The organism is Pantoea osteomyelitidis, assembly GCF_044342975.1.
GTDB classification, from domain to species: Bacteria; Pseudomonadota; Gammaproteobacteria; order Enterobacterales; family Enterobacteriaceae; genus Pantoea; species Pantoea osteomyelitidis.
In genome coordinates, this window is sequence record NZ_JBGFSN010000005.1 from 376,007 (window position 1) to 395,751 (window position 19,745).

10 protein-coding genes are annotated in these 19,745 nt (G+C 59.7%); all 10 read left to right on the plus strand.

Annotation, left to right across the window (positions count from 1 at the left end; translation table 11 throughout):
* Window positions 1-16 precede the first annotated feature (16 nt).
* The 10 genes from ABU178_RS15435 to ABU178_RS15480 all read left to right on the plus strand — a co-directional run bounded on the left by ABU178_RS15435 (window position 17) and on the right by ABU178_RS15480 (window position 19,658).
* Complete coding sequence (locus tag ABU178_RS15435; RefSeq protein ID WP_397216462.1) at window positions 17-2,290, plus strand: molybdopterin guanine dinucleotide-containing S/N-oxide reductase; 2,274 nt, start codon at window positions 17-19, stop codon at window positions 2,288-2,290.
* Window positions 2,291-2,603: 313 nt separating this feature from the next.
* A complete protein-coding gene (locus tag ABU178_RS15440) occupies window positions 2,604-4,331 on the plus strand; it encodes a penicillin-binding transpeptidase domain-containing protein (protein WP_397216464.1) in 1,728 nt (575 codons plus the stop codon).
* 234 nt (window positions 4,332-4,565) lie between these two features.
* Window positions 4,566-4,754: a toxin-antitoxin system HicB family antitoxin gene (locus tag ABU178_RS15445; protein WP_397216466.1), complete on the plus strand. Its 189-nt coding sequence runs from the start codon at window positions 4,566-4,568 to the stop codon at window positions 4,752-4,754.
* 138 nt (window positions 4,755-4,892) lie between these two features.
* A complete protein-coding gene (locus ABU178_RS15450; protein WP_397216468.1) occupies window positions 4,893-6,029 on the plus strand; it encodes an efflux RND transporter periplasmic adaptor subunit in 1,137 nt (378 codons plus the stop codon).
* A 9-nt stretch (window positions 6,030-6,038) separates the two neighbouring features.
* On the plus strand, window positions 6,039-9,173 hold the full coding sequence (locus tag ABU178_RS15455; protein ID WP_397216470.1) for an efflux RND transporter permease subunit: 3,135 nt from the start codon (window positions 6,039-6,041) through the stop codon (window positions 9,171-9,173).
* The gene (locus tag ABU178_RS15460; protein WP_397216472.1) at window positions 9,163-10,578 is read left to right on the plus strand and encodes an efflux transporter outer membrane subunit; all 1,416 of its coding nucleotides are present in this window, start codon (window positions 9,163-9,165) and stop codon (window positions 10,576-10,578) included. The genes ABU178_RS15455 and ABU178_RS15460 overlap by 11 nt, the downstream gene beginning before the upstream one ends.
* 133 nt (window positions 10,579-10,711) lie before the next feature.
* Window positions 10,712-11,935 (plus strand): MdtA/MuxA family multidrug efflux RND transporter periplasmic adaptor subunit, encoded by a 1,224-nt coding sequence (locus ABU178_RS15465; protein WP_397216474.1) that lies wholly within the window; start codon window positions 10,712-10,714, stop codon window positions 11,933-11,935.
* A complete protein-coding gene (locus ABU178_RS15470) occupies window positions 11,932-15,138 on the plus strand; it encodes an efflux RND transporter permease subunit (RefSeq protein ID WP_397216476.1) in 3,207 nt (1,068 codons plus the stop codon). Before ABU178_RS15465 ends, ABU178_RS15470 begins: the two co-directional genes overlap by 4 nt.
* A complete protein-coding gene (locus ABU178_RS15475) occupies window positions 15,138-18,239 on the plus strand; it encodes a multidrug efflux RND transporter permease subunit (protein ID WP_397216478.1) in 3,102 nt (1,033 codons plus the stop codon). The genes ABU178_RS15470 and ABU178_RS15475 overlap by 1 nt, the downstream gene beginning before the upstream one ends.
* 3 nt (window positions 18,240-18,242) lie before the next feature.
* The gene (locus ABU178_RS15480; protein ID WP_397216480.1) at window positions 18,243-19,658 is read left to right on the plus strand and encodes an efflux transporter outer membrane subunit; all 1,416 of its coding nucleotides are present in this window, start codon (window positions 18,243-18,245) and stop codon (window positions 19,656-19,658) included.
* The last annotated feature ends 87 nt before the right edge of the window (window positions 19,659-19,745 follow it).

The following is a 19,745-nucleotide window of genomic DNA, read 5'->3' on the forward strand; positions in this document are numbered from 1 at the left end:
CCGGACCCAAACAGAGATGATAAAAAAAGTGCCGCACCTGGCGCACTGGGGGGCCTTTACCGCCGTCACGGAAAACGATCGCCTGACGGGCTGTGAGCCCTTTTTTGCCGACGCCGATCCCTCGCCAATGCTCAACACCATTCCCGAGCTGGTTTACTCCGATAAACGTATCCGCCAGCCGATGGTGCGCCGCTCATGGCTGAAGTTGCGCGAAAAGAGCGATCGCACCCTGCGTGGACGGGAAGATTTTGTCGCCGTGGACTGGGAAACCGCGCTCGATCTGGTGGCGGAGGAGAACCGGCGCGTGCGCGATCGCTACGGCGCGTCGGGCATTTTCAATGGCTCCTACGGCTGGTCGTCGGCCGGTCGCGTTAACCATGCGCGCACATTGATCCGCCGCTTCTACAACCTCGGCGGCGGCGGCGTCGATCAGCTGGGTAACTACAGCTGGGGCGCCGCGCAGTTCTTTCTGCCTTACGTTATCGGCACCTATATGCCGCTTACCGGCCGGGTCACCGACTGGCCGGACGTGGTGGAACATGCGGAAATCTTTGTCGCCTTCGGCGGGCTGGCGCTGAAAAATGCCCAGGTCGCTTCCGGCGGCGCCGGGCAGCACAGCCTGAAACCGGCGCTGGAGCAGCTGGCGGCCAAAGGCACGCCGGTGATTAACATCAGCCCGATGCGCGACGACTGCCCTGAGTTCGTCAAGGCGGAGTGGATCCCGATCCGTCCCAATACCGACGTGGCGCTGATGCTGGCGCTCGGCTATGAGATTGAGCAGCGCGGCGCGATTGACGACGCCTTTCTTGCCAGCCACTGCGAGGGCTGGCCGCAGCTGCGCGCCTATCTGCGCGGCGAGCAGGATGGCGTGGCGAAAACCCCCGCCTGGGCCAGCGCCATTACCGGCATTCCCGCCGCGCGCATCGCAACGCTGGCGCAGCAGCTGATCGGCAAACGCAGCTTTATTACCTGCTCCTACTCGGTGCAGCGCGCCCATCGCGGCGAACAGCCTTACTGGATGATGATTGCGCTCTCCTCGATGCTCGGTCAGCCAGGCCTGCCGGGCGGCGGCTTCTCCTTTGGCCATGGCTCGATGAACAGCGTCGGCAATCCCCGCATCGACGGACCTGCGCCGATGATGTCTGCAGGGGTCAATCCCTCCGGACTGGCGATTCCGGTGGCGCGCATCAGCGACATGCTGCTCAATCCCGGCCAGCCCTACAGCTTCCAGGGGGAGACGTTACACTATCCCGATATTCAAATGGTGCACTGGGCAGGCGGCAATCCGTTTCACCATCATCAGCAGCTCAATCGCCTGGTGGAAGGATGGCAGAAGCCGCAAACCGTGGTGGTGCAGGATATCGTCTGGACCCCGGCGGCGCAGATGGCGGACATTGTCCTGCCAGCCACCACCACGCTCGAGCGCAACGACATCGGCGGTTCCTCGCGCGATCGCTTTGTGCTGGCGATGCATCAGGCGATCAGGCCGCAGCACCAGGCGCGCAACGATTTCGATATTTTTGCCGACCTGGCGGAGCGTCTCGGTTACCGCGACGCCTTTACTGAACAGCGCAACGAGCGCGAATGGATCGCACATCTCTATCAGCAGTGCGCTGTGGCGCATGCACGCAAAGGCATCGACTGGCCGGAATTCGAAGCGTTCTGGCAGCGTGGCTACGTGGAAGTGCCGGAAGGGGGCGAGCCTTACATCTTTATGGATGCGTTCCGCGCCGACCCGCAGGCCAATCCAATTCGCACCGCCAGCGGTAAAATCGAGCTGTTTAGCCAGACCATTGCTGACTATCAGCTTGAGGATATGGCGGGGCATCCTGAATGGCGTGAGCCGCAGGAGTGGCTGGGCGCGCCGCTCAGCGCGGAGTATCCGCTGCATATGATCTCCGTCCAGCCTGCCGATCGCCTGCACAGTCAGATGGACGCGACGGCCAGCGTACAGCGCAACAAAACCGCCGGACATGAAACGCTTTCGATGCATCCGCTGGACGCGGCGGCGCGCGGCATTGCAGACGGCGATGAGATTGAGGTCAGCAACGCGCGCGGCGTCATGCTGGCGGGCGTGCGGCTCACCGAGGGGCTGACGCCGGGCGTGGTGACCATCGCCACCGGCGCCTGGTTTGATCCCGGCTTTGGCAAAGTGTGGCAGCCATACGACAGGGCGGGCAACCCGAATGTGTTGACGCTGGATATCGGCACCTCTTCCCTGACGCAGGGGCCGAACGCCATGAGTTGCCTGGTGGAGATCAAAAAGCGCAGCGGTTGCAAAAATGCGTAAAGATCTCATGGCTGGTTACATTTTGCCGGTAACTGTTGCGTTTGTTTGATGGCAGCCCATCGTCCCGCCTTGCTACAGTCAAGGTCCCAGAGGTATTGATGGGTGAACATCAAAAAATTTCTTGATTACACCAACCTGCGCAGATGCGCAGGTTTTTTTTGTCCTGATTTTCTCCCTGCTTTTCAGCCGATATAAAAGGCGCAGGCACGCCGGATAACGAACTGATACACAGTTTTTCTGTTCCCGGAGCGACTGTTTCTTTATAACTTTCGCCAGGATAGTGCCTTTTAACTTTTTATAGCAGCGGAATGCCATGCCCCGGATAAAAAAACTACTGGGAAAAGACCAGATCAAAGCCCCTTTCAATCCATTTCGCTTTCGCCTGATCTGCCTCGGCGTGCTTGGCTGTTTAGCTTTGCTGTTGGCGTGGGTCGGCAATCTCCAGCTGATCAACCATCCGATGCTGGAGCACGAAGCGGATCAGCGCTCACTGCGCACCGTGACGCTGCCGACCAATCGCGGCACGCTGCTGGATCGTAACGGCGACGCGCTGGCGCTTAGCGTTCCGTCGCGCGACATCATTGCCGATCCGCAGCGCGTGCTGGAAGCGAATCCGGAATTCACCAGCGCCAAATGGGCCTATCTTGCGTCGGCGCTGAATGAACGTCCTGAACAGCTCGCGGCGCAGATTACCGCTAATCCGAAGAGGCGCTTCCTTTATCTGGGACGCAAAATTGAGCTGGGCATCGCGAAAGATATCGCCGAGCTGCACCTGAAAGGGATCAGCTCGGTTTATGACGACAGCCGTTTCTATCCCATGAGCGAGGCCGCCGCGCCCCTTATCGGCATCGTCGGTGCCGATAACATCGGCCTGAACGGGCTGGAGCGCGGCTTTGATAAAGTGCTGCAGGGCGAAGCGGGCAAAGAAGTTTATCGTCAGGACCGTGAGGGCAATATCATCGCCATGATCGATTATCAGCCGCCGAAGCAGCCGCCCACGGTGCAGCTGAGCATCGATAAGTTCGATCAGTACACGCTCTACAGCAAGCTGCGTGACGGGGTTTTGCTGAACAAAGCGGATTCCGGCGCGGCGGTGCTGGTGAAGATCGATACCGGTGAAATCCTCGGCATGGCCTCCTATCCCTCTTTCAACCCGAATAACTACGATGGCGCGACGCCCGCGCAGATGCGCAACGTGGCGATCAACGACAGCTTTGAGCCAGGTTCCACCGTGAAGCCGCTGGTGGTAATGGAAGGCCTGGAGCGCCATCTGGTGCGGCCAGATTCAGTGATCGATACCACGCCATACAGCGTGAACGGCCACCTGATTCGCGACGTCGGACACTGGCCGCGCCTGACGATGACCGGCATTTTGCAGAAGTCGAGCGACATCGGCGTTTCTCACATTGCGCTGGCGATGCCGGCGGAAGCGCTGGTGAATACTTACCACGCCTTCGGCCTTGGTAAGCCGACCGGCCTCGGCCTGACGGGCGAGAGCGTAGGCTACTTCCCGCTGCATCGCGAGCGCTGGGCGGACATTGAACGCGCCACCTTCTCCTTCGGCTACGGTCTGCGCGTCACGCCGCTGCAAATCGCCCGTGAGTACGCCACCCTGGGTTCGTTCGGCACCTATCGTCCGCTCTCGATAACCAAAGTCACCCCGCCGGTGCTGGGCAAGCAGGTGGCGAATCCGGAGACGGTGCAAACCGTGGTGCATATGCTGGAAAGCGACGTGCTGCCCGGCGGTACGGGGATTCGTGCGGCGGTGCCTGGCTACCGTCTGGCGACGAAAACCGGTACCGCAGAAAAAATGGGCAGCAGCGGCAAATATGATGGCGGCTACGTTAACTATACCGCTGGCGTGGCGCCCGCCAGCCATCCTGAGGTCGCGCTGGTGGTGATGATCAACCATCCCACGGCAGGCGATCACTTTGGTGGTTCGGTGGCAGCGCCGATTTTCGGCAATATCATGGGGCCGGTGCTGAAGCATATGAATATTGCGCCCGATGCGCTCTACAGCAAACCTGCCGATAAATCCTGAAAACGCAAACTGTAAACGAGGTGTGAAATAACACACCTCGTTTCACCTCGCTAAACTGCTCACACCTCTTATCAAACACTTAACGCTTTCACACGAACATCAAAATTACGCTTCCTGTATGTTACTCCCCAACGCACCGTTACCCCGCATTCCGTGACGGTTCGCCAGCCTCTTACTGTGTGGGTAGCGCAGCAAGAGGCGCCTGTTTCCCTTCAATAAATCACTGAAAACGCTATGCCAAAAATCAAAGACAGAACGCTGCGTGGAGCGGGCAGGTCGGCGGCATTTCAGATACGTATCCATCCGCAACTGCACGATCAGCTGCGGACGCTGACCGATAACGAAAATATCACGCTCTCCTGTTGGTTAAAGGAGCTGGCTCGCCGGGAACTGCGACGGCGCGGCATTGAACCCAAAGGCTGAAGCACAAAAGATTCAATGGTTTTGTTTCGAAAATATATTTTACGCAACCTTTACAGCTGCGTTTTTGTTCATTCTCTACAATGCCATCTTTGAGAATAATCACCCCCGTTACTTTCACCTACATTATTGAGAAAAACTATGCGTCTGAAACTCCTTTCTGTCAGCGTCGTGTTTTTGCTGGCAGCCTGCGATCAGGGAACCGTTGCTCCCGCCGCGTCTTCCAGTACGGAAGTCGGCGTGGTGACCCTGAAAAGCGAGCCCGTGACCTTACTGACCCAACTACCTGGCCGCACCAACGCGGTGAAAACCGCCGAAGTGCGGCCACAGGTAAGCGGCATTATTCAGAAGCGCCTGTTTACCGAGGGTGGGGAAGTCAAAGCGGGTCAGCCGCTCTATCAGATCGATCCCAGCACCTATCAGGCGACCTATGACAAAGCGCTGGCAACCTGGAAAAATGACGCCATGCTCAGCAAGCGTTATCAGCCGCTGGCCGCGGCTCATGCCATCAGCCAGCAGACTTACGATGATGCGGTAGCGGCCGAACGGGAGGCGAAAGCCGATCTCGAAACCGCCAAAGTTAATCTCGATTACACGCTGGTGAAGGCCCCCATCTCCGGCCATATCAGCCGTTCGCTGGTGACTGAAGGGGCGCTGGTTACCAGTGGCCAGACCGATTACCTCGCTACCATTCAGCAGCTCAATCCCATCTACGTTGACGTCAGTGAATCTTCCGCCGATCTGCTGCGCCTGCGCCGGGCGCTGGCGCAAGGCAAGCTGGAGAAAGTCGGCGATGACACCGCTGCGGTGAAGCTGACGCTGGAAGATGGCTCGGCATACCCACAGGAGGGCAAGCTCGCCTTCTCCGAAGTCAACGTCAATGAAGCTACCGGCACCGTGGTGCTGCGAGCGGTATTCCCGAATCCGCATAACGAACTGTTGCCTGGCATGTACGTGCACGCCAGCTTCCCGCAGGGGATCGAACAGCAGGGCATTCTGGTGCCGCAGGAAGCGGTTATGCATGACACCAAAGGTCAGCCTTACGTATTTGTGGTGAACAGCGACAGCAGCGTCGCGCAGCGCAGCGTTGCCACCGGCGAAATGGTGAACGGCGAATGGCTGATCGTCAGCGGCCTGAAAGCCGGCGAGCAGGTAGTGGTAAACGGCACACAGAATGTGCGCAGCGGCAGCAAAGTGAAAACGGTCGCCGCCAACGTTGATGACACGCCGGACGCCAGCAAAATCAGCCTCTCAATGACCGATCCCGCGGCACAATAAGGAGGCGCAATGTCTACGTTTTTTATTGAGCGTCCAATTTTTGCCTGGGTTGTGGCGATTATCGTGATGCTGGTAGGCGCTATCGCCACCCTGAACTTACCGGTCAACCAATATCCCAACATCTCTCCGCCTGCGGTCTCCATCTCGGTAACCTATCCCGGCGCCAGCGCGGAAACCACGCAGAATACTGTGGTGCAGGTTATTGAGCAGCAGCTGAATGGTCTTGACGGCCTGCGCTATCTGGAGTCGCAAAGCAACAGCGACGGCAGCGCGCAAATCATTGTGACCTTTAACCAGGGCACCGATCCCGATACCGCCCAGGTACAGGTGCAGGACCGCGTGTCGCTGGCGGAGGCGCAACTGCCGAGCGAGGTGACGGAGCAGGGGCTGCGTATTCGTAAATATCAGTCCAACTTTATGATGGTGGTGGGCCTGAGTTCAAAAGATGGCAAGCTGAGCAATGGCGATCTCGCCGACCTGCTGGTGTCGAAGCTGGAGGATCCCATCTCCCGTACCAAAGGCGTTGGCGATTTTATGGTGTTGGGCGCGGAGTATGCCATGCGCATCTGGCTCGACCCGGCCAAACTCGACAAATATAGCCTGATCCCCAGCGACGTCTCGAGCGCCATCAGCAATCAGAACGTGCAGGTTTCCTCCGGCTCTCTCGGCGGTATGCCGACGGTGCCCGGCGCCAAAACCAGCGCCACTATTCTCGGCAAATCACGTTTTACCACCGTGAAGCAGTTTGAAAACATTCTGCTGAAGGTCAATAGCGACGGCTCTCAGGTGCGCCTGAAAGATGTGGCAAACGTGGCGCTCGGCCCGGAAAGCTACACCATCGACTCCACCCTGAACGGTCAGCCTTCAGCCGGTATCGCGCTGCGTCTGGCGACCGGGGCGAACGAACTTGACACGGCCAAAGCGGTGCGCGCAACCATCGCCAACCTGCAGGATTCGCTGCCCGATAACGTCGAGGTGACCTATCCCTATGATACCTCGCCGGTGGTCAGCGCCTCTATCGAAGAAGTGGTAAAAACGCTGATCGAAGCAATTGTGCTGGTCTTCTTTGTGATGCTGATTTTTCTGCAGAACCTGCGCGCCACGTTGGTCACCACCATGGTGGTGCCGGTGGTGCTACTCGGCACCTTCGGCATCCTTGCCGCTTTTGGCTACAGCATTAACACCCTGACGATGTTTGGGATGGTGCTGGCGATCGGGCTACTGGTGGATGATGCCATTGTGGTGGTAGAGAACGTCGAGCGCGTGATGCATGACGAACAGCTTGAGCCTAAAGCCGCCACCATTAAATCGATGCAGCAGATACAGGGCGCGCTGTTTGGTATCGCATTGGTGCTGGCGGCGGTATTACTGCCGATGGCCTTTTTTGCCGGCTCTACCGGCGTTATCTATCGCCAGTTCTCAATCACTATCGTCTCGGCAATGGCGCTGTCGGTGCTGATGGCGCTGATCTTTACCCCGGCGCTCTGCTCTACTCTGCTGAAATCCGCCTCGGCTGAGCACAAAACCACCGGTCTTGCTGGCTGGTTCAACCGCTACTTTGATGCCGGTACGCTGCACTATACGCGCGGCGTGAGCAAAGTGATCTCGCGCCGTGGTCTGTTTATGGTGGTCTGGCTGGTGATTGTGGCGATAACAGGTTTTCTGTTCACCCGCGTGCCGACTTCCTTCCTGCCGGATGAAGATCAGGGACTGATGATGGTGCAGGTAACGCTGCCGACCAACGCCTCGTCCCAGCGCACCCAGCAGGTGCTCAACGATCTGAACAGTTGGATGCATAAAAATGAAGCCAGCGTCGTCAGCTCGGTTTTCGCCGCTAACGGCTTCAACTTCGCCGGGCGCGGGCAGAGCAGCGGCATGGCCTTTATCCGCCTCAATGACTGGAGCAAGCGTACCGCCTCAGGGCAGAGCGTGCAGGATCTGGCCGCGCGCACCATGGCCCATTTCGCCAGTTACAAAAATGCGAAGATCTTCGCTATGGTGCCGCCAGCGGTAATGGAACTGGGCAACGCCACCGGCTTCGACTTCTATCTGCAGGATACGCTTAACCGCGGCCATCAGGCGTTGATGAATGCCACCCGGCAATTTATCCAGCTGGCGAACCAGGACAAGCGTATGTCGGCGGTGCGCATGAACGGTATGGAAGATGAGCCGGAATATCAGCTGACCATTAATGACGAACGCGCCAGCGCGCTGGGTTTGAGCCTTGCCGACATCAACGACACCCTCTCCGTCGCCTGGGGTTCCAGCTACGTTAACCAGTTCATGTATAACGGCCGTGTGAAAAAAGTTTACCTGATGGGTAAAGCGGACTCGCGCGTCACGCCAGAAGATATGAACCGTTGGTACTTCCGCAACAGCAGCGGCACCATGGTGCCGTTCTCCGCCTTTGCCAGCGGCGAATGGGTGACAGGCTCGCCCCGCTACGAGCGCTTTAACGGCATTTCCGCCGAAGAGATCATGGGCTCGCCCGCCAGCGGCTACAGCAGCGGCGAAGCGATGCAGGCGGTGAACGAAGTTGCAGCCAAATTGCCGAAGGGTTTCCGCGTGCAGTGGCATGGCATCTCTTATGAGGAGCAGGCGTCGGGTTCCCAGACTACCCAGCTTTACGCCATCTCGGTTCTGGTGGTGTTTCTCTGCCTGGCGGCGCTGTATGAAAGCTGGTCGATCCCGTTCTCGGTACTGCTGGTCGTGCCGCTGGGGGTGCTGGGCACCATCGGCGCCGTACTGCTGCGCGGTTTGCAGAACGATGTTTTCTTCCAGGTCGGCCTGCTGACCACCGTGGGTCTGGCGGCAAAAAACGCCATCCTGATCGTCGAATTTGCCAAAGAGCTGCATGAGAAAGAGGGTAAAAGCCTGGTAGAGGCGGCGGTTGATGCGGCGCGCCTGCGTATTCGTCCCATCATCATGACATCGATGGCCTTCGTGCTCGGGGTTGTGCCGCTGACCATTTCGCACGGCGCAGGCGCGGGCAGTCAGCACTCCATCGGTACGGCGGTGGTAGGCGGTATGCTCACCGCCACCTTCCTCGCCATCTTTTTTGTTCCAATGTTTTATGTGGTTGTCGCGCAGCTCTTCTCGCGCAAGAAAAAACGTTCCTCTGAGGTAAGTCAGCATGTTCATTAACGCTTTTCCCCGGGCGCTGCTGCCGCTGGCCGCCGTCATTGGGCTCAGCGGCTGCACCTTGCAGCCCAACTATCAACGACCGGCAATGCCGGTCACGGCTCACTACGATCAGGCGACATCGCCGGGCAATGTGGCGGATCTGCCGTGGCAGAATTTTTTCACCGATGCCACGATGCGCAATCTGATTGATCTGGCGCTGAAAAATAACCGTGACCTGCGCGTGGCGGCGCTGGACGTGGAGCAGGCGCGCGCGCAGGTGCAGATTGACCGCGCGGCGCTGCTGCCGTCAATCGACGCCACCGCCAGCCAGACATCAGAACACCTGCCCGCTAATCTCTACAACACGCAGAGCAGCGGCGCGGTTACCTATCATGAGCTTAACGCCGGACTGGGCGTGACCTCGTGGGAGCTTGACTTCTTTGGTCGCCTGCGCAGCCTGCGCGATGAGGCGCAGGAGAGTTATCTCTCTACGGCGGCAACGCAGCGCGCGACGCAGATTTCACTGATAGCCGAGGTTGCCTCCGCCTGGCTGACGCTCTGTTCGGATAACGATCTGCTGCATCTGGCGCAGCAAACCGTGCAGAGCCAGCAGACTTCGTACCGGCTGACCAAAATAAGCTATGATGGCGGCGTCAGCAGCGAGCAGGAGCTGGCCGAAGCGGAAACCACGGTGCGCAGCGCCGAGGCGGATGTGGCCAGCTATACCCGTCAGGTTCGACAGGATGTGAATGCGCTGCGCCTGCTGGCGGGCACCAGTTTGCCTGCTTCACTACTGGCTCACGCCACGCTGAACGCCAACTGGCAATTTCCGCAGACGCCAGCGGGACTGCCATCCGATCTGCTGACGCGACGTCCCGATATCATCGCTGCCGAGCACAGCCTGAAAGCCGCTAACGCCAATATTGGCGCAGCGCGCGCCGCCTTCTTTCCCAGCATCTCGCTGACGGCGTCAGGCGGATCGACAAGCAGCTCTCTGGGGCATCTGCTGGAAGGCGGCACCGCTGCCTGGTCGTTTGTGCCTTCGGTTAATCTGCCGATCTTTGACGGCGGGGTAAACGAGGCCAATCTGAACGTGGCTAAAATTGAAAAACGCATTGAGATCGCTAATTATGAAAAGGCGATTCAGACCGCCTTCAGAGAGGTGAGCGATGCGCTGGCAGGTCAGGATACTTATCAGGATCAGCTTGTTGCCTTGCAAAAAGAGGTAGCGGCTAACCAGCGCGACTACGATTATTCTGAATTGCGCTTTAACAAGGGTGTAGATAATTATCTCAATGTATTGGTGGCCCAACGTTCGCTTTACGCTGCGCAGCAGACGCTGATTGCCGCGCATCTGAGCCAGCTGAACCAGAAAATCACCCTGTATAAGGCCCTCGGCGGCGGCTGGAAATCCCGTTCTTCTTAACGTAAACCTTACGGTTTGCACATGGAAAAACGGTACGGCTGTAGTCGATAATACAAGCAGTAATGATTTAGCACCGAAATAATCCCCTGGCTTTGCAGGGGATTTTCCTTTTATCCCTTTACTGAAGAGTTCGATGATTATTAACGCCTCCCGACCGTCTCGCTCCCGCTGGCTCAAATGGCTTCTCCTGTTACTGATCCTGCTGATTATCGCCGCTGTGGCCTGGCGTCTGCTGCCGGGCGGCAAAGGCGCGGGAGGCGGTAGGCCGCCGGGTGGACGCGGCGGCCCAGGTATGATGATGGGCGGCGGCGCAACCCTGGTGCACAGTGGGGTGGCGACCACCGCTGACGTGCCGGTCTACCTGAATGCGCTCGGCACGGTGATCCCGAACGCCAGCGTCACGGTCACCAGCCGCGTCGACGGACAGCTGGAAAAAGTCTACTTCACCGAAGGGCAGAAGGTGGAAGCGGGCCAGCTGCTGGCGCAGATCGACCCTCGCAGCTATCAGGCGACGCTGGCGCAGTATCAGGGCGAGCTGAATGAGAACCAGGCGCTGCTGAAAAGCGCCGAGCTGACCCTGGCGCGCTATCGCAAGCTGGCGGCGCAGGATTCGCTGTCGCGTCAGGATCTCGATACCCAAATCGCGACTGTCGGACAGTATCGCGGCGCGGTGGCGGCAGACGAGGCGCAGATCGCCAGCGCCCGGCTGAATATCGAATACGCGCGTATTACCGCGCCGGTTAGCGGACGCGTCGGCCTGCGTCAGGTCGATCCCGGCAATATGGTACACACCAGCGACACCACCGGCCTGGTGACCCTCACTCAGATGCAGCCAGCCGCGGTCACCTTCAGCGTGCCGCAGAGCAATATCCCGACGCTGGTCAAAGCGTTGCATAACGGCCAGGCGCTGCCCGCTACCGCGTTCGACGAGGATAACAACAGCGTGCTGGCGCAGGGGGAGGTGAAGTTCATCAGCAACCAGATCGATACCTCTACCGGTACGGTGGAGCTGAAGGCGACCTTCCCGAACGAGAACGATGCGCTCTATGCCAATCAGTTCGTGAACCTGCGTCTGCAAACCGGCACGCTGTCACAGGCCACGGTGATCCCGACCCAGGCATTGCAACTCAGCAGCGACGGCAGCTTTGTGTTTATGATCAACAAAGACAACAGCGTGACGCGCAAAGCGGTGCAGGCGGGTCCGGCTCTGAACGATGATCAACAGGCGATCCTCAGCGGCGTACAGCCCGGCGACAGGCTGGTCACGGAGGGACTCGATCGTCTGACCAACGGCAGTAAAGTCACGCTTGCTGACGAAAATAGCGTGCAGACCGCCGCAAACGCAGAGGCAAAATGAACCCGTCACGTCTGTTTATCCTGCGTCCGGTCGCTACCATCCTGCTGATGGTTGGCATGTTGATTGCCGGTCTTTTCGCTTACCGTTTTCTCTCCACCTCGGCGCTGCCGCAGGTGGACTATCCCACCATTCAGGTGACTACCCTCTATCCGGGCGCCAGCCCTGACGTGATGGCCTCCTCGATAACCTCGCCGCTGGAGCGCCAGCTTGGCCAGATGGCGGGGCTGAGCCAGATGACCTCCAGCAGCTCCGGCGGCTCCTCAATTATCACGCTGAAGTTTGGGCTCGATCTCTCCCTCGACGTGGCGGAGCAGGAAGTGCAGGCGGCGATCAACGCCGCCAATAATCTGTTGCCGAACGATCTGCCCAATCCGCCCACCTATAAAAAGGTCAACCCGGCGGACAGTGCGGTGATCACCCTTGCCGCCAGCTCTGACACCCTGCCGCTCACCCAGGTGCAGGATCTGGTGAACACCCGCGTGGCGCTGAAGCTGTCGCAGATTTCCGGGGTAGGGATGGTGACGCTGGCGGGCGGGCATCAGCCCGCAATCCGCGTGCAGATGAACCCGCAGGCGCTGGCGGCGCACGGCCTGACGCTGGAGGATGTGAACACGCTGATCGGCAACAGCAACGTGAACGGCTCGAAAGGGGGCTTCGATGGCAAATACCATTCGGTCACCATCGATGCCAATGATCAGCTGCGCACCGCCGACGAGTATGGCAACCTGATCCTGACGTATCAGAACGGCGCGGCGCTGCGCCTGCGTGATATTGCCCATATTGAGCAGGGGCCGGAAAACAGCTATCAGTCCGCCTGGGCGAATAACAGCCCGGCGATTGTGATTGGCGTCCAGCGTCAGCCGGGCGCAAACGTGATTCAGGTGGTGGATAACATCAAGGCGCAGCTGCCCAGGCTACAGGCGGCGCTGCCGGACGGGGTGAAAATGACCATTCTCTCCGACCGCACCCAGACCATTCGCGCCTCCATCAGCGACGTCCAGTTCGAGCTGATGCTCTCTGTTGCGCTGGTAGTGATGGTCACCTTTCTGTTTTTACGCAACGTGGCGGCGACGCTGATCCCCAGCGTGGCGGTGCCGCTCTCGCTGATCGGCACCTTCGGCGTGATGTATCTGGCCGATTTCAGCCTGAACAATCTGTCGCTGATGGCGCTGACCATCGCCACCGGCTTCGTTATCGATGACGCCATTGTGGTGGTAGAGAACATCTCGCGGCGGCTGGAGCAGGGGGAAACGCCGATGGAAGCGGCGCTGAAAGGCTCGCAGCAGATTGGCTTTACCATTATTTCACTCACCTTCTCGCTGATTGCAGTGCTGATCCCACTGCTGTTTATGGGCGACGTGGTGGGCAGGCTGTTCCGTGAGTTCGCCATTACCCTGGCGGTGTCGATTCTGGTGTCGATGGTGGTTTCGTTGACGCTGACGCCGATGCTCTGCGCTTATCTTCTGAAGCATATCCCGCCGGAAAAGCAGTCGCGCTTTTCGCGTAAGGGCGGCGAGTTTTTCGATAAGCTGATTCGCGGCTACGACCGGCTGTTGACCATCGTGCTTAATCATCAGAAGCTGACGCTGCTGGTGGCGCTGGCGACCTTTGCTCTGACCGCGCTGCTCTATATCATGATTCCGAAAGGCTTTTTCCCGACCCAGGATACCGGGCTGATTCAGGGGGTGACTATCGCCTCGCAGGATGTCTCGTTTAACGAGATGGCGAAGCGGCAGCAGGCGCTGGCGAAAACTATCCTGCAAAACCCGGCGGTGGAAAGTCTCTCCTCGACCATCGGCATTGACGGCACCAACACCAGCCTTAACAGCGGTCGTATTCAGATCAACCTTAAGCCGTTCGATGAGCGCGACGATAAAGCGGATGTGGTGATTAAGCAATTGCAGCAGGCGGCGGCGCAGGTGGCAGGCATTCAGCTTTATATGCAGCCAGCGCAGGATCTTACCGTTAACGATCAGGTCACGCCGAGCCAGTATCAATTCACTCTCGACGATGCCGATAGCGAGGATCTGGCAAGCTGGACGCCGAAGCTCATCAGCGCGTTGCAGCAGCGCGCCGAATTCAATGGCGTGGTAAGCAACCTGCAGGATCAGGGACGCGTCGCCTGGGTGGAGCTGAACCGTGATAAAGCGGCGCGCTACGGCATTACCGCTTCCGACGTGGATACCGCGCTCTATAACGCTTTTGGCCAGCGCCTGGTCTCCACCATTTTTACCCAGTCGAACCAGTATCGCGTGGTGCTGGAGGTTGCGCCGAAGTATCAGCAGTCGCCAGCCTCTTTTGATGATGTGTATCTGCAACCTTCAACCAGCAGCAGCACTACCAGTACCAGTACCAGTACCAGTACCAGTACCAGTACCAGTAGCAGCAATAGTTCCACCACCAGCAGCGACAGCAGCGAAACCAGCAGCAACGGCATGGTGAAGCTGACCGCTATCGCCACTATTCATCAGCGCACCGGCTCCCTGATGCATATGCGCCTGAACCAGTTCCCGGCGGTGATGGTGTCATTTAACCTCAACCCCGGCTATTCGCTGGAGGATGGACAGAAGGCGATTGCCGAGGCGAGCGAGCAGCTTCAGCTTCCCTCCGCCATCACGCTGCGCTATCAGGGCGAAACGGCGGCATTCCAGAGCGCCACCGGCAATACGCTCTGGCTGATCCTCGCCGCGCTGCTCACCATGTATGTGGTGCTGGGCATTCTCTATGAAAGCTTTATCCATCCGGTAACCATCCTCTCGACGCTGCCCTCGGCGGCGGTAGGGGCGCTGCTGACGCTGATGCTGGCGGGCAGCGAGTTCAGCCTGATCGCGCTTATCGGGGTGATCCTGCTGATCGGCATCGTGAAGAAAAACGCGATTATGATGATCGACTTCGCCCTTGATGCGGAGAACAAGCAGCATATGAGCGCGCGCGAGGCGATCCATCAGGCCTGCCTGCTGCGCTTTCGCCCGATCCTGATGACCACCATGGCGGCGCTGCTCGGCGCGCTGCCGCTGATGCTCGCCTCCGGCTCCGGCGCCGAGCTGCGGCAGCCGCTGGGGCTGGCGATTGTCGGCGGCCTGATCGTCAGCCAGGCGCTGACGCTTTTCTCCACGCCGGTGATCTACCTCTGGTTTGACGGTCTGGCGCAACGCGGCAAAGGCTACATGCAGCGCAAACAGCAGCAGGCGCGGGGGCAGTAATGAATCTCACCCGGCTGTTTATTTTTCGTCCGGTGGCGACCCTGCTGCTGACGCTGGCGATCCTGCTGCTGGGCGCGCTCGGCTACCGGTTATTGCCGGTAGCGCCGCTGCCGCAGGTCGATTTCCCCACCATTATGGTGAGCGCCAGCCTCGCAGGCGCCAGCCCGGAAACCATGGCGGCCACGGTGGCGACGCCGCTGGAGCGCGCGTTAGGGCAAATCGCCGGTATCAGCGAGATGACCTCCAGCAGTTCCCAGGGCTCCAGCACCATTATTTTGCAGTTTGACCTCAACCGCGACATCAACGGCGCGGCGCGCGACGTGCAGGCGGCGATCAACGCCGCGCGCAGCCTGCTGCCGAGCAGCATGGAGTCGCTGCCCACCTACCGTAAAGCCAACCCCTCCGATGCGCCGATCGTGATGCTGGCGCTTACCTCGACCACGCGTACGCCGGGCGAGCTGTACGATCTGGCCGAGAGCAAGATCGAGCAGGCAATGGCGCAGGTACAGGGCGTCGGCTCCGTATCCTTGATGGGCAGCGCCTTGCCGGCGGTGCGCATCGATCTGCAACCGCTCAAGCTGACGCACTACGGTATCTCCCTCGACACGGTGCGCAGCGCCATCGCCAACAGCACCACCAACCTGCCGAAAGGAATGTTGCAGGGCAGCAGCCAGTCGTGGGTGGTGGACAGCAACGGCCAGCTTGACAAGGCGGCGCAGTATCGCAACCTGATTGTCAGCTATCAGGATGGCAAAGCGGTGCGCCTGCACGATGTCGCCACCGTGTACGACTCGGTGGAGGACAAATACAGCGTCGGCTACCTCAACGCCACCCCGGCGGTGATGGTTGGCGTAACGCGCCAGGCGGGTGCCAACATGTTGGAGACCATCGACGCCATCAAGGCGCAGCTGCCATCGCTTACAAAAGATTTGCCAGCGGATACGCAGTTGAAACTGGTGATCGACCGTTCGCCCACGGTGCGCGCTTCGCTCTACGATACCGAAGAGACGCTGCTGGTGGCGATACTGCTGGTGATCGCGGTGGTGTTTGTGTTTCTGCGTAACCTGCAGGCGGTGATCATTCCGGCGCTGGCGCTGCCGGTTTCGCTGATCGGCACCTGCGCGGTGATGTATCTGCTTGGCTACAGCCTCGACAACCTGTCGCTGATGGCGCTGATTATCGCCACCGGCTTCGTGGTGGATGACGCCATCGTGGTGCTGGAGAACATTACGCGCCATATCGAAGAGGGACTCAGTCCGCTGCGTGCAGCGCTGCGCGGGGCGCATGAGGTGAGCTTTACCGTGCTGTCGATGACCCTGTCGCTGGTGGCGGTGTTTATTCCGATTCTGCTAATGGGCAGCATTGTGGGTCGCCTGTTTCGTGAATTTGCCGTGACGCTGACGGTGTCGCTGGTGATCTCAATGTTTGTCTCCCTCAGCCTGACGCCGATGCTCTGTTCGCGTTTACTGAAGCCTAAGTCTGCGGTTCGCAAGCGTCCGCATCCGCTTTATCAGTTTATTGAGAACCAGCTCAACCGTCTGCTGGCTGCCTATGCCCGCGCGCTGAACTGGGTGATGCGCCATCAGAAGCTGACCATGCTCAGCCTGCTGCTTACGGTTCTGCTCAATCTGTTTCTCTATTCGGTGGTGCAGAAAGGCTTCTTCCCTAATCAGGATACCGGCCTGCTGATGGGCGCGCTGCGCGCCGATCAGAACATCTCCTTCCAGGCGATGAAGCCGAAGATGCTGGCCTTCACCAAAATCATCGAATCCGATCCGGCGGTAGACGCGGTGATGTCCTCGATGGGCAGCGGGATGTTTGGCTCGCGCAACAGCGCTAACTTCTTTGTGCATCTTAAGGATCTGGACCAGCGCGACGCCAGCGCCACCGAAGTGGCGAACCGGCTGAGCGCCAAAACGCGCCATATTGCCGGCGCACAGCTGTTTCTGATGGCGGCGCAGGATCTGCATATCGGCGGACGCAGCGCCAACGCCACGTATCAGTACAGTTTGCAGGCGGACGATCTCGATACGCTGCGCGAATGGACGCCAAAGGTGCAGCAGGCGCTGGCGGCGATCCCGCAGCTCAACAGCGTTGATTCCGATGCCCAGACCGGCGGTCAGGAAGTGGTGATCGATATCGATCGCGACCGTGCCACGCGCCTCGGCGTGGATGTGGCTATGCTGGATACCCTGCTGAATAACGCTTTCAGCCAGCGCCAGATCGCCACGCTCTATCACACGCTGAATCAGTACCATGTGGTGATGACGCTACAGGATAGCTACACGCGCGACCCGGAAATTTTGCAGCAGCTGTATGTTATCAACGATAGCGGCGACCGCGTGCCGCTCTCCGCCTTCGCCCGCTTTCAGGGCGGCAACGCGCCGCTGTCGGTGGCGCATCAGGGACAGTCGGCCACCAGTACCGTGGCCTTCAACCTGAACGACGGCGTCTCGCTGGCGCAGGCGCAGACGCTGATCAAACAGGCGATGGCGAAAATTGGCCTGCCGTCGACAATTCAGGCGGGCTTCCAGGGTACGGCGAAAGCTTTTTCTGACCTCACCGCGACCATGCCGTGGCTGATCATCGCCGCGCTGGCGGCGGTCTATATTGTGCTCGGCGTGCTCTATGAGAGCTATATCCATCCGCTCACCATTCTCTCGACCTTGCCCTCGGCGGGGGTGGGCGCGCTGTTGCTGTTGCTGCTGACGAATACTCAGCTCACGGTAATCGCGCTGATCGGCATTATTCTGCTGATCGGCATCGTAAAGAAAAACGCCATTATGATGATCGACTTCGCCCTGGACGCGGAGCGTCGCCTCGGCGTTTCGCCGCAGCAGGCGATTATCCAGGCGTGCCTGATGCGTTTTCGTCCCATCATGATGACCACGCTGGCCGCCTTTTTCGGCGCGCTGCCGCTGGCGCTGGGCAGCGGCGGCGATGCCGATCTGCGCAGCCCGCTCGGGCTGGCGATTGCTGGCGGGCTGGCGCTTAGCCAGCTGTTAACGCTGTTTACCACGCCGGTGGTTTATCTCTGGCTCGACCGACTGAGCCGCGCTTCGGGACGCCAGTGGCGTCGCTGGCGTTCTGCGGAATCCTGATTGATGAAAAAGTTGTTTGGTTTTACCCCAATAGTGATAGGGCTGCTGCTGAGCGGCTGCACTGTCGGACCCGACTATCAGCGTCCTGCCATGACGCTGCCCGCGCACTTCAAAGAGGCGAAAGGGTGGCAGCAGGCCACGCCGCAGGATGAAAAAAGCAAAGGCGAGTGGTGGGCGGTTTACCATGACGCCACGCTGGATGGACTGCTGCGCCAGGTAAGCATCTCCAACCAGAACGTCGCCAACTATGCGGCGCAGTATCGGCAGGCGCAGGCGCTCGCTTCGCAGTCGCGGGCGAATCTGTTTCCGTCGCTGGGCTATGACGCCAGCATCACACGCAGCGGCAGCCGCGCCAGCAGCAGCACCCTGAGCCAGCGCACCGACAGCAGCAGCCACAGCGCAGAGCTGAGCGCCAGTTGGGAGCTGGATCTCTGGGGAAAACTGCGCCGCACGCTGGAGGAGAATCGCGCCAGCGCCCAGGCCAGCGCTGCCGAGCTGGCGAATATCACCCTGAGCGCGCAAAAGGAGCTGGCGCAGGACTATTTTCAGCTGCGCATTATGGATGAGCAGATTGCGCTTTATCAGCAGAGCGTAGCGGCCTATCAGCGCTATCTCACGGTGATTGAGAATAAATACCAGGCGGGCAGCGAGTCGCGCGCCACCCTGGCGCAGGCGCAGATGCAACTGGAGAGCGCCCGCGCCTCCGCGCAGGATTATCAGTGGCAGCGCGCCCAAATGGAGCACGCCATTGCGCTGCTGGTGGGCAAAGCGCCGGCGGAGTTTGCGCTGTCGCCCGCAACGCTGAACGCCACGCTACCCGTGGTGCCGGGCGCGCTGCCGTCGCAGCTGCTACAGCGCCGTCCCGATATCGCTTACGCCGAACGCAACGTGGCGGCGGCTAACGCGGCGATTGGCGTGGCGATCGCCGGTTACTTCCCCGATCTGACCCTGAGCGCCAGCGGCGGCACCAGCGCCTCGGCGTTGCATAACCTTTTCGCCTTGCCGAATCGCGTCTGGTCGCTTGGGCCGGATTTGAGCGGCACGCTGCTCGACTTTGGCGCGACCTCGGCGCAGGTGGAACAGGCGCGCGCCGCTTATGACGCCAGCGCCGCCAGCTATCGCGAGACGGTGCTGGAAGCAATGCAGGAAGTGGAAGATAACCTGGTGGAGCTCAATACATTGCAGGGGGAGATCGCCTCGCAGCAGCGCGCCGCCGATGCCGCAGGAGAGTCGGCGCGGGTGACGCGTAATCAGTATGAAGCGGGAATGATCGATTATCTGGATGTCGCCACCACGGAAAACAGCAGCCTCAGCGCGCAGCAAAGTCTGTTGTCGTTGCAGAGCACGCAGTGGGTAAGCAGCGTCGCGCTGATCGCCGCGCTCGGCGGCGGCTGGCAGCAAGAGACGCTGCCGCAATAACCTTTCTCTGGCGCAGGTCGCTTTTGGTGGCCTGCGCACGCTGCTTGCTGAACGCCACGCCACACATTTCCGCTCCCGCTCTTGTCG

Coding starts and splice junctions, on each gene's coding strand:
- ABU178_RS15435 (WP_397216462.1), top strand. CDS start 17: ATGATAAAAAAAGTGCCGCACCTGGCGCACTGGGGGGCCTTTACCGCC.
- ABU178_RS15440 (WP_397216464.1), top strand. CDS start 2,604: ATGCCCCGGATAAAAAAACTACTGGGAAAAGACCAGATCAAAGCCCCT.
- ABU178_RS15445 (WP_397216466.1), top strand. CDS start 4,566: ATGCCAAAAATCAAAGACAGAACGCTGCGTGGAGCGGGCAGGTCGGCG.
- ABU178_RS15450 (WP_397216468.1), top strand. CDS start 4,893: ATGCGTCTGAAACTCCTTTCTGTCAGCGTCGTGTTTTTGCTGGCAGCC.
- ABU178_RS15455 (WP_397216470.1), top strand. CDS start 6,039: ATGTCTACGTTTTTTATTGAGCGTCCAATTTTTGCCTGGGTTGTGGCG.
- ABU178_RS15460 (WP_397216472.1), top strand. CDS start 9,163: ATGTTCATTAACGCTTTTCCCCGGGCGCTGCTGCCGCTGGCCGCCGTC.
- ABU178_RS15465 (WP_397216474.1), top strand. CDS start 10,712: ATGATTATTAACGCCTCCCGACCGTCTCGCTCCCGCTGGCTCAAATGG.
- ABU178_RS15470 (WP_397216476.1), top strand. CDS start 11,932: ATGAACCCGTCACGTCTGTTTATCCTGCGTCCGGTCGCTACCATCCTG.
- ABU178_RS15475 (WP_397216478.1), top strand. CDS start 15,138: ATGAATCTCACCCGGCTGTTTATTTTTCGTCCGGTGGCGACCCTGCTG.
- ABU178_RS15480 (WP_397216480.1), top strand. CDS start 18,243: ATGAAAAAGTTGTTTGGTTTTACCCCAATAGTGATAGGGCTGCTGCTG.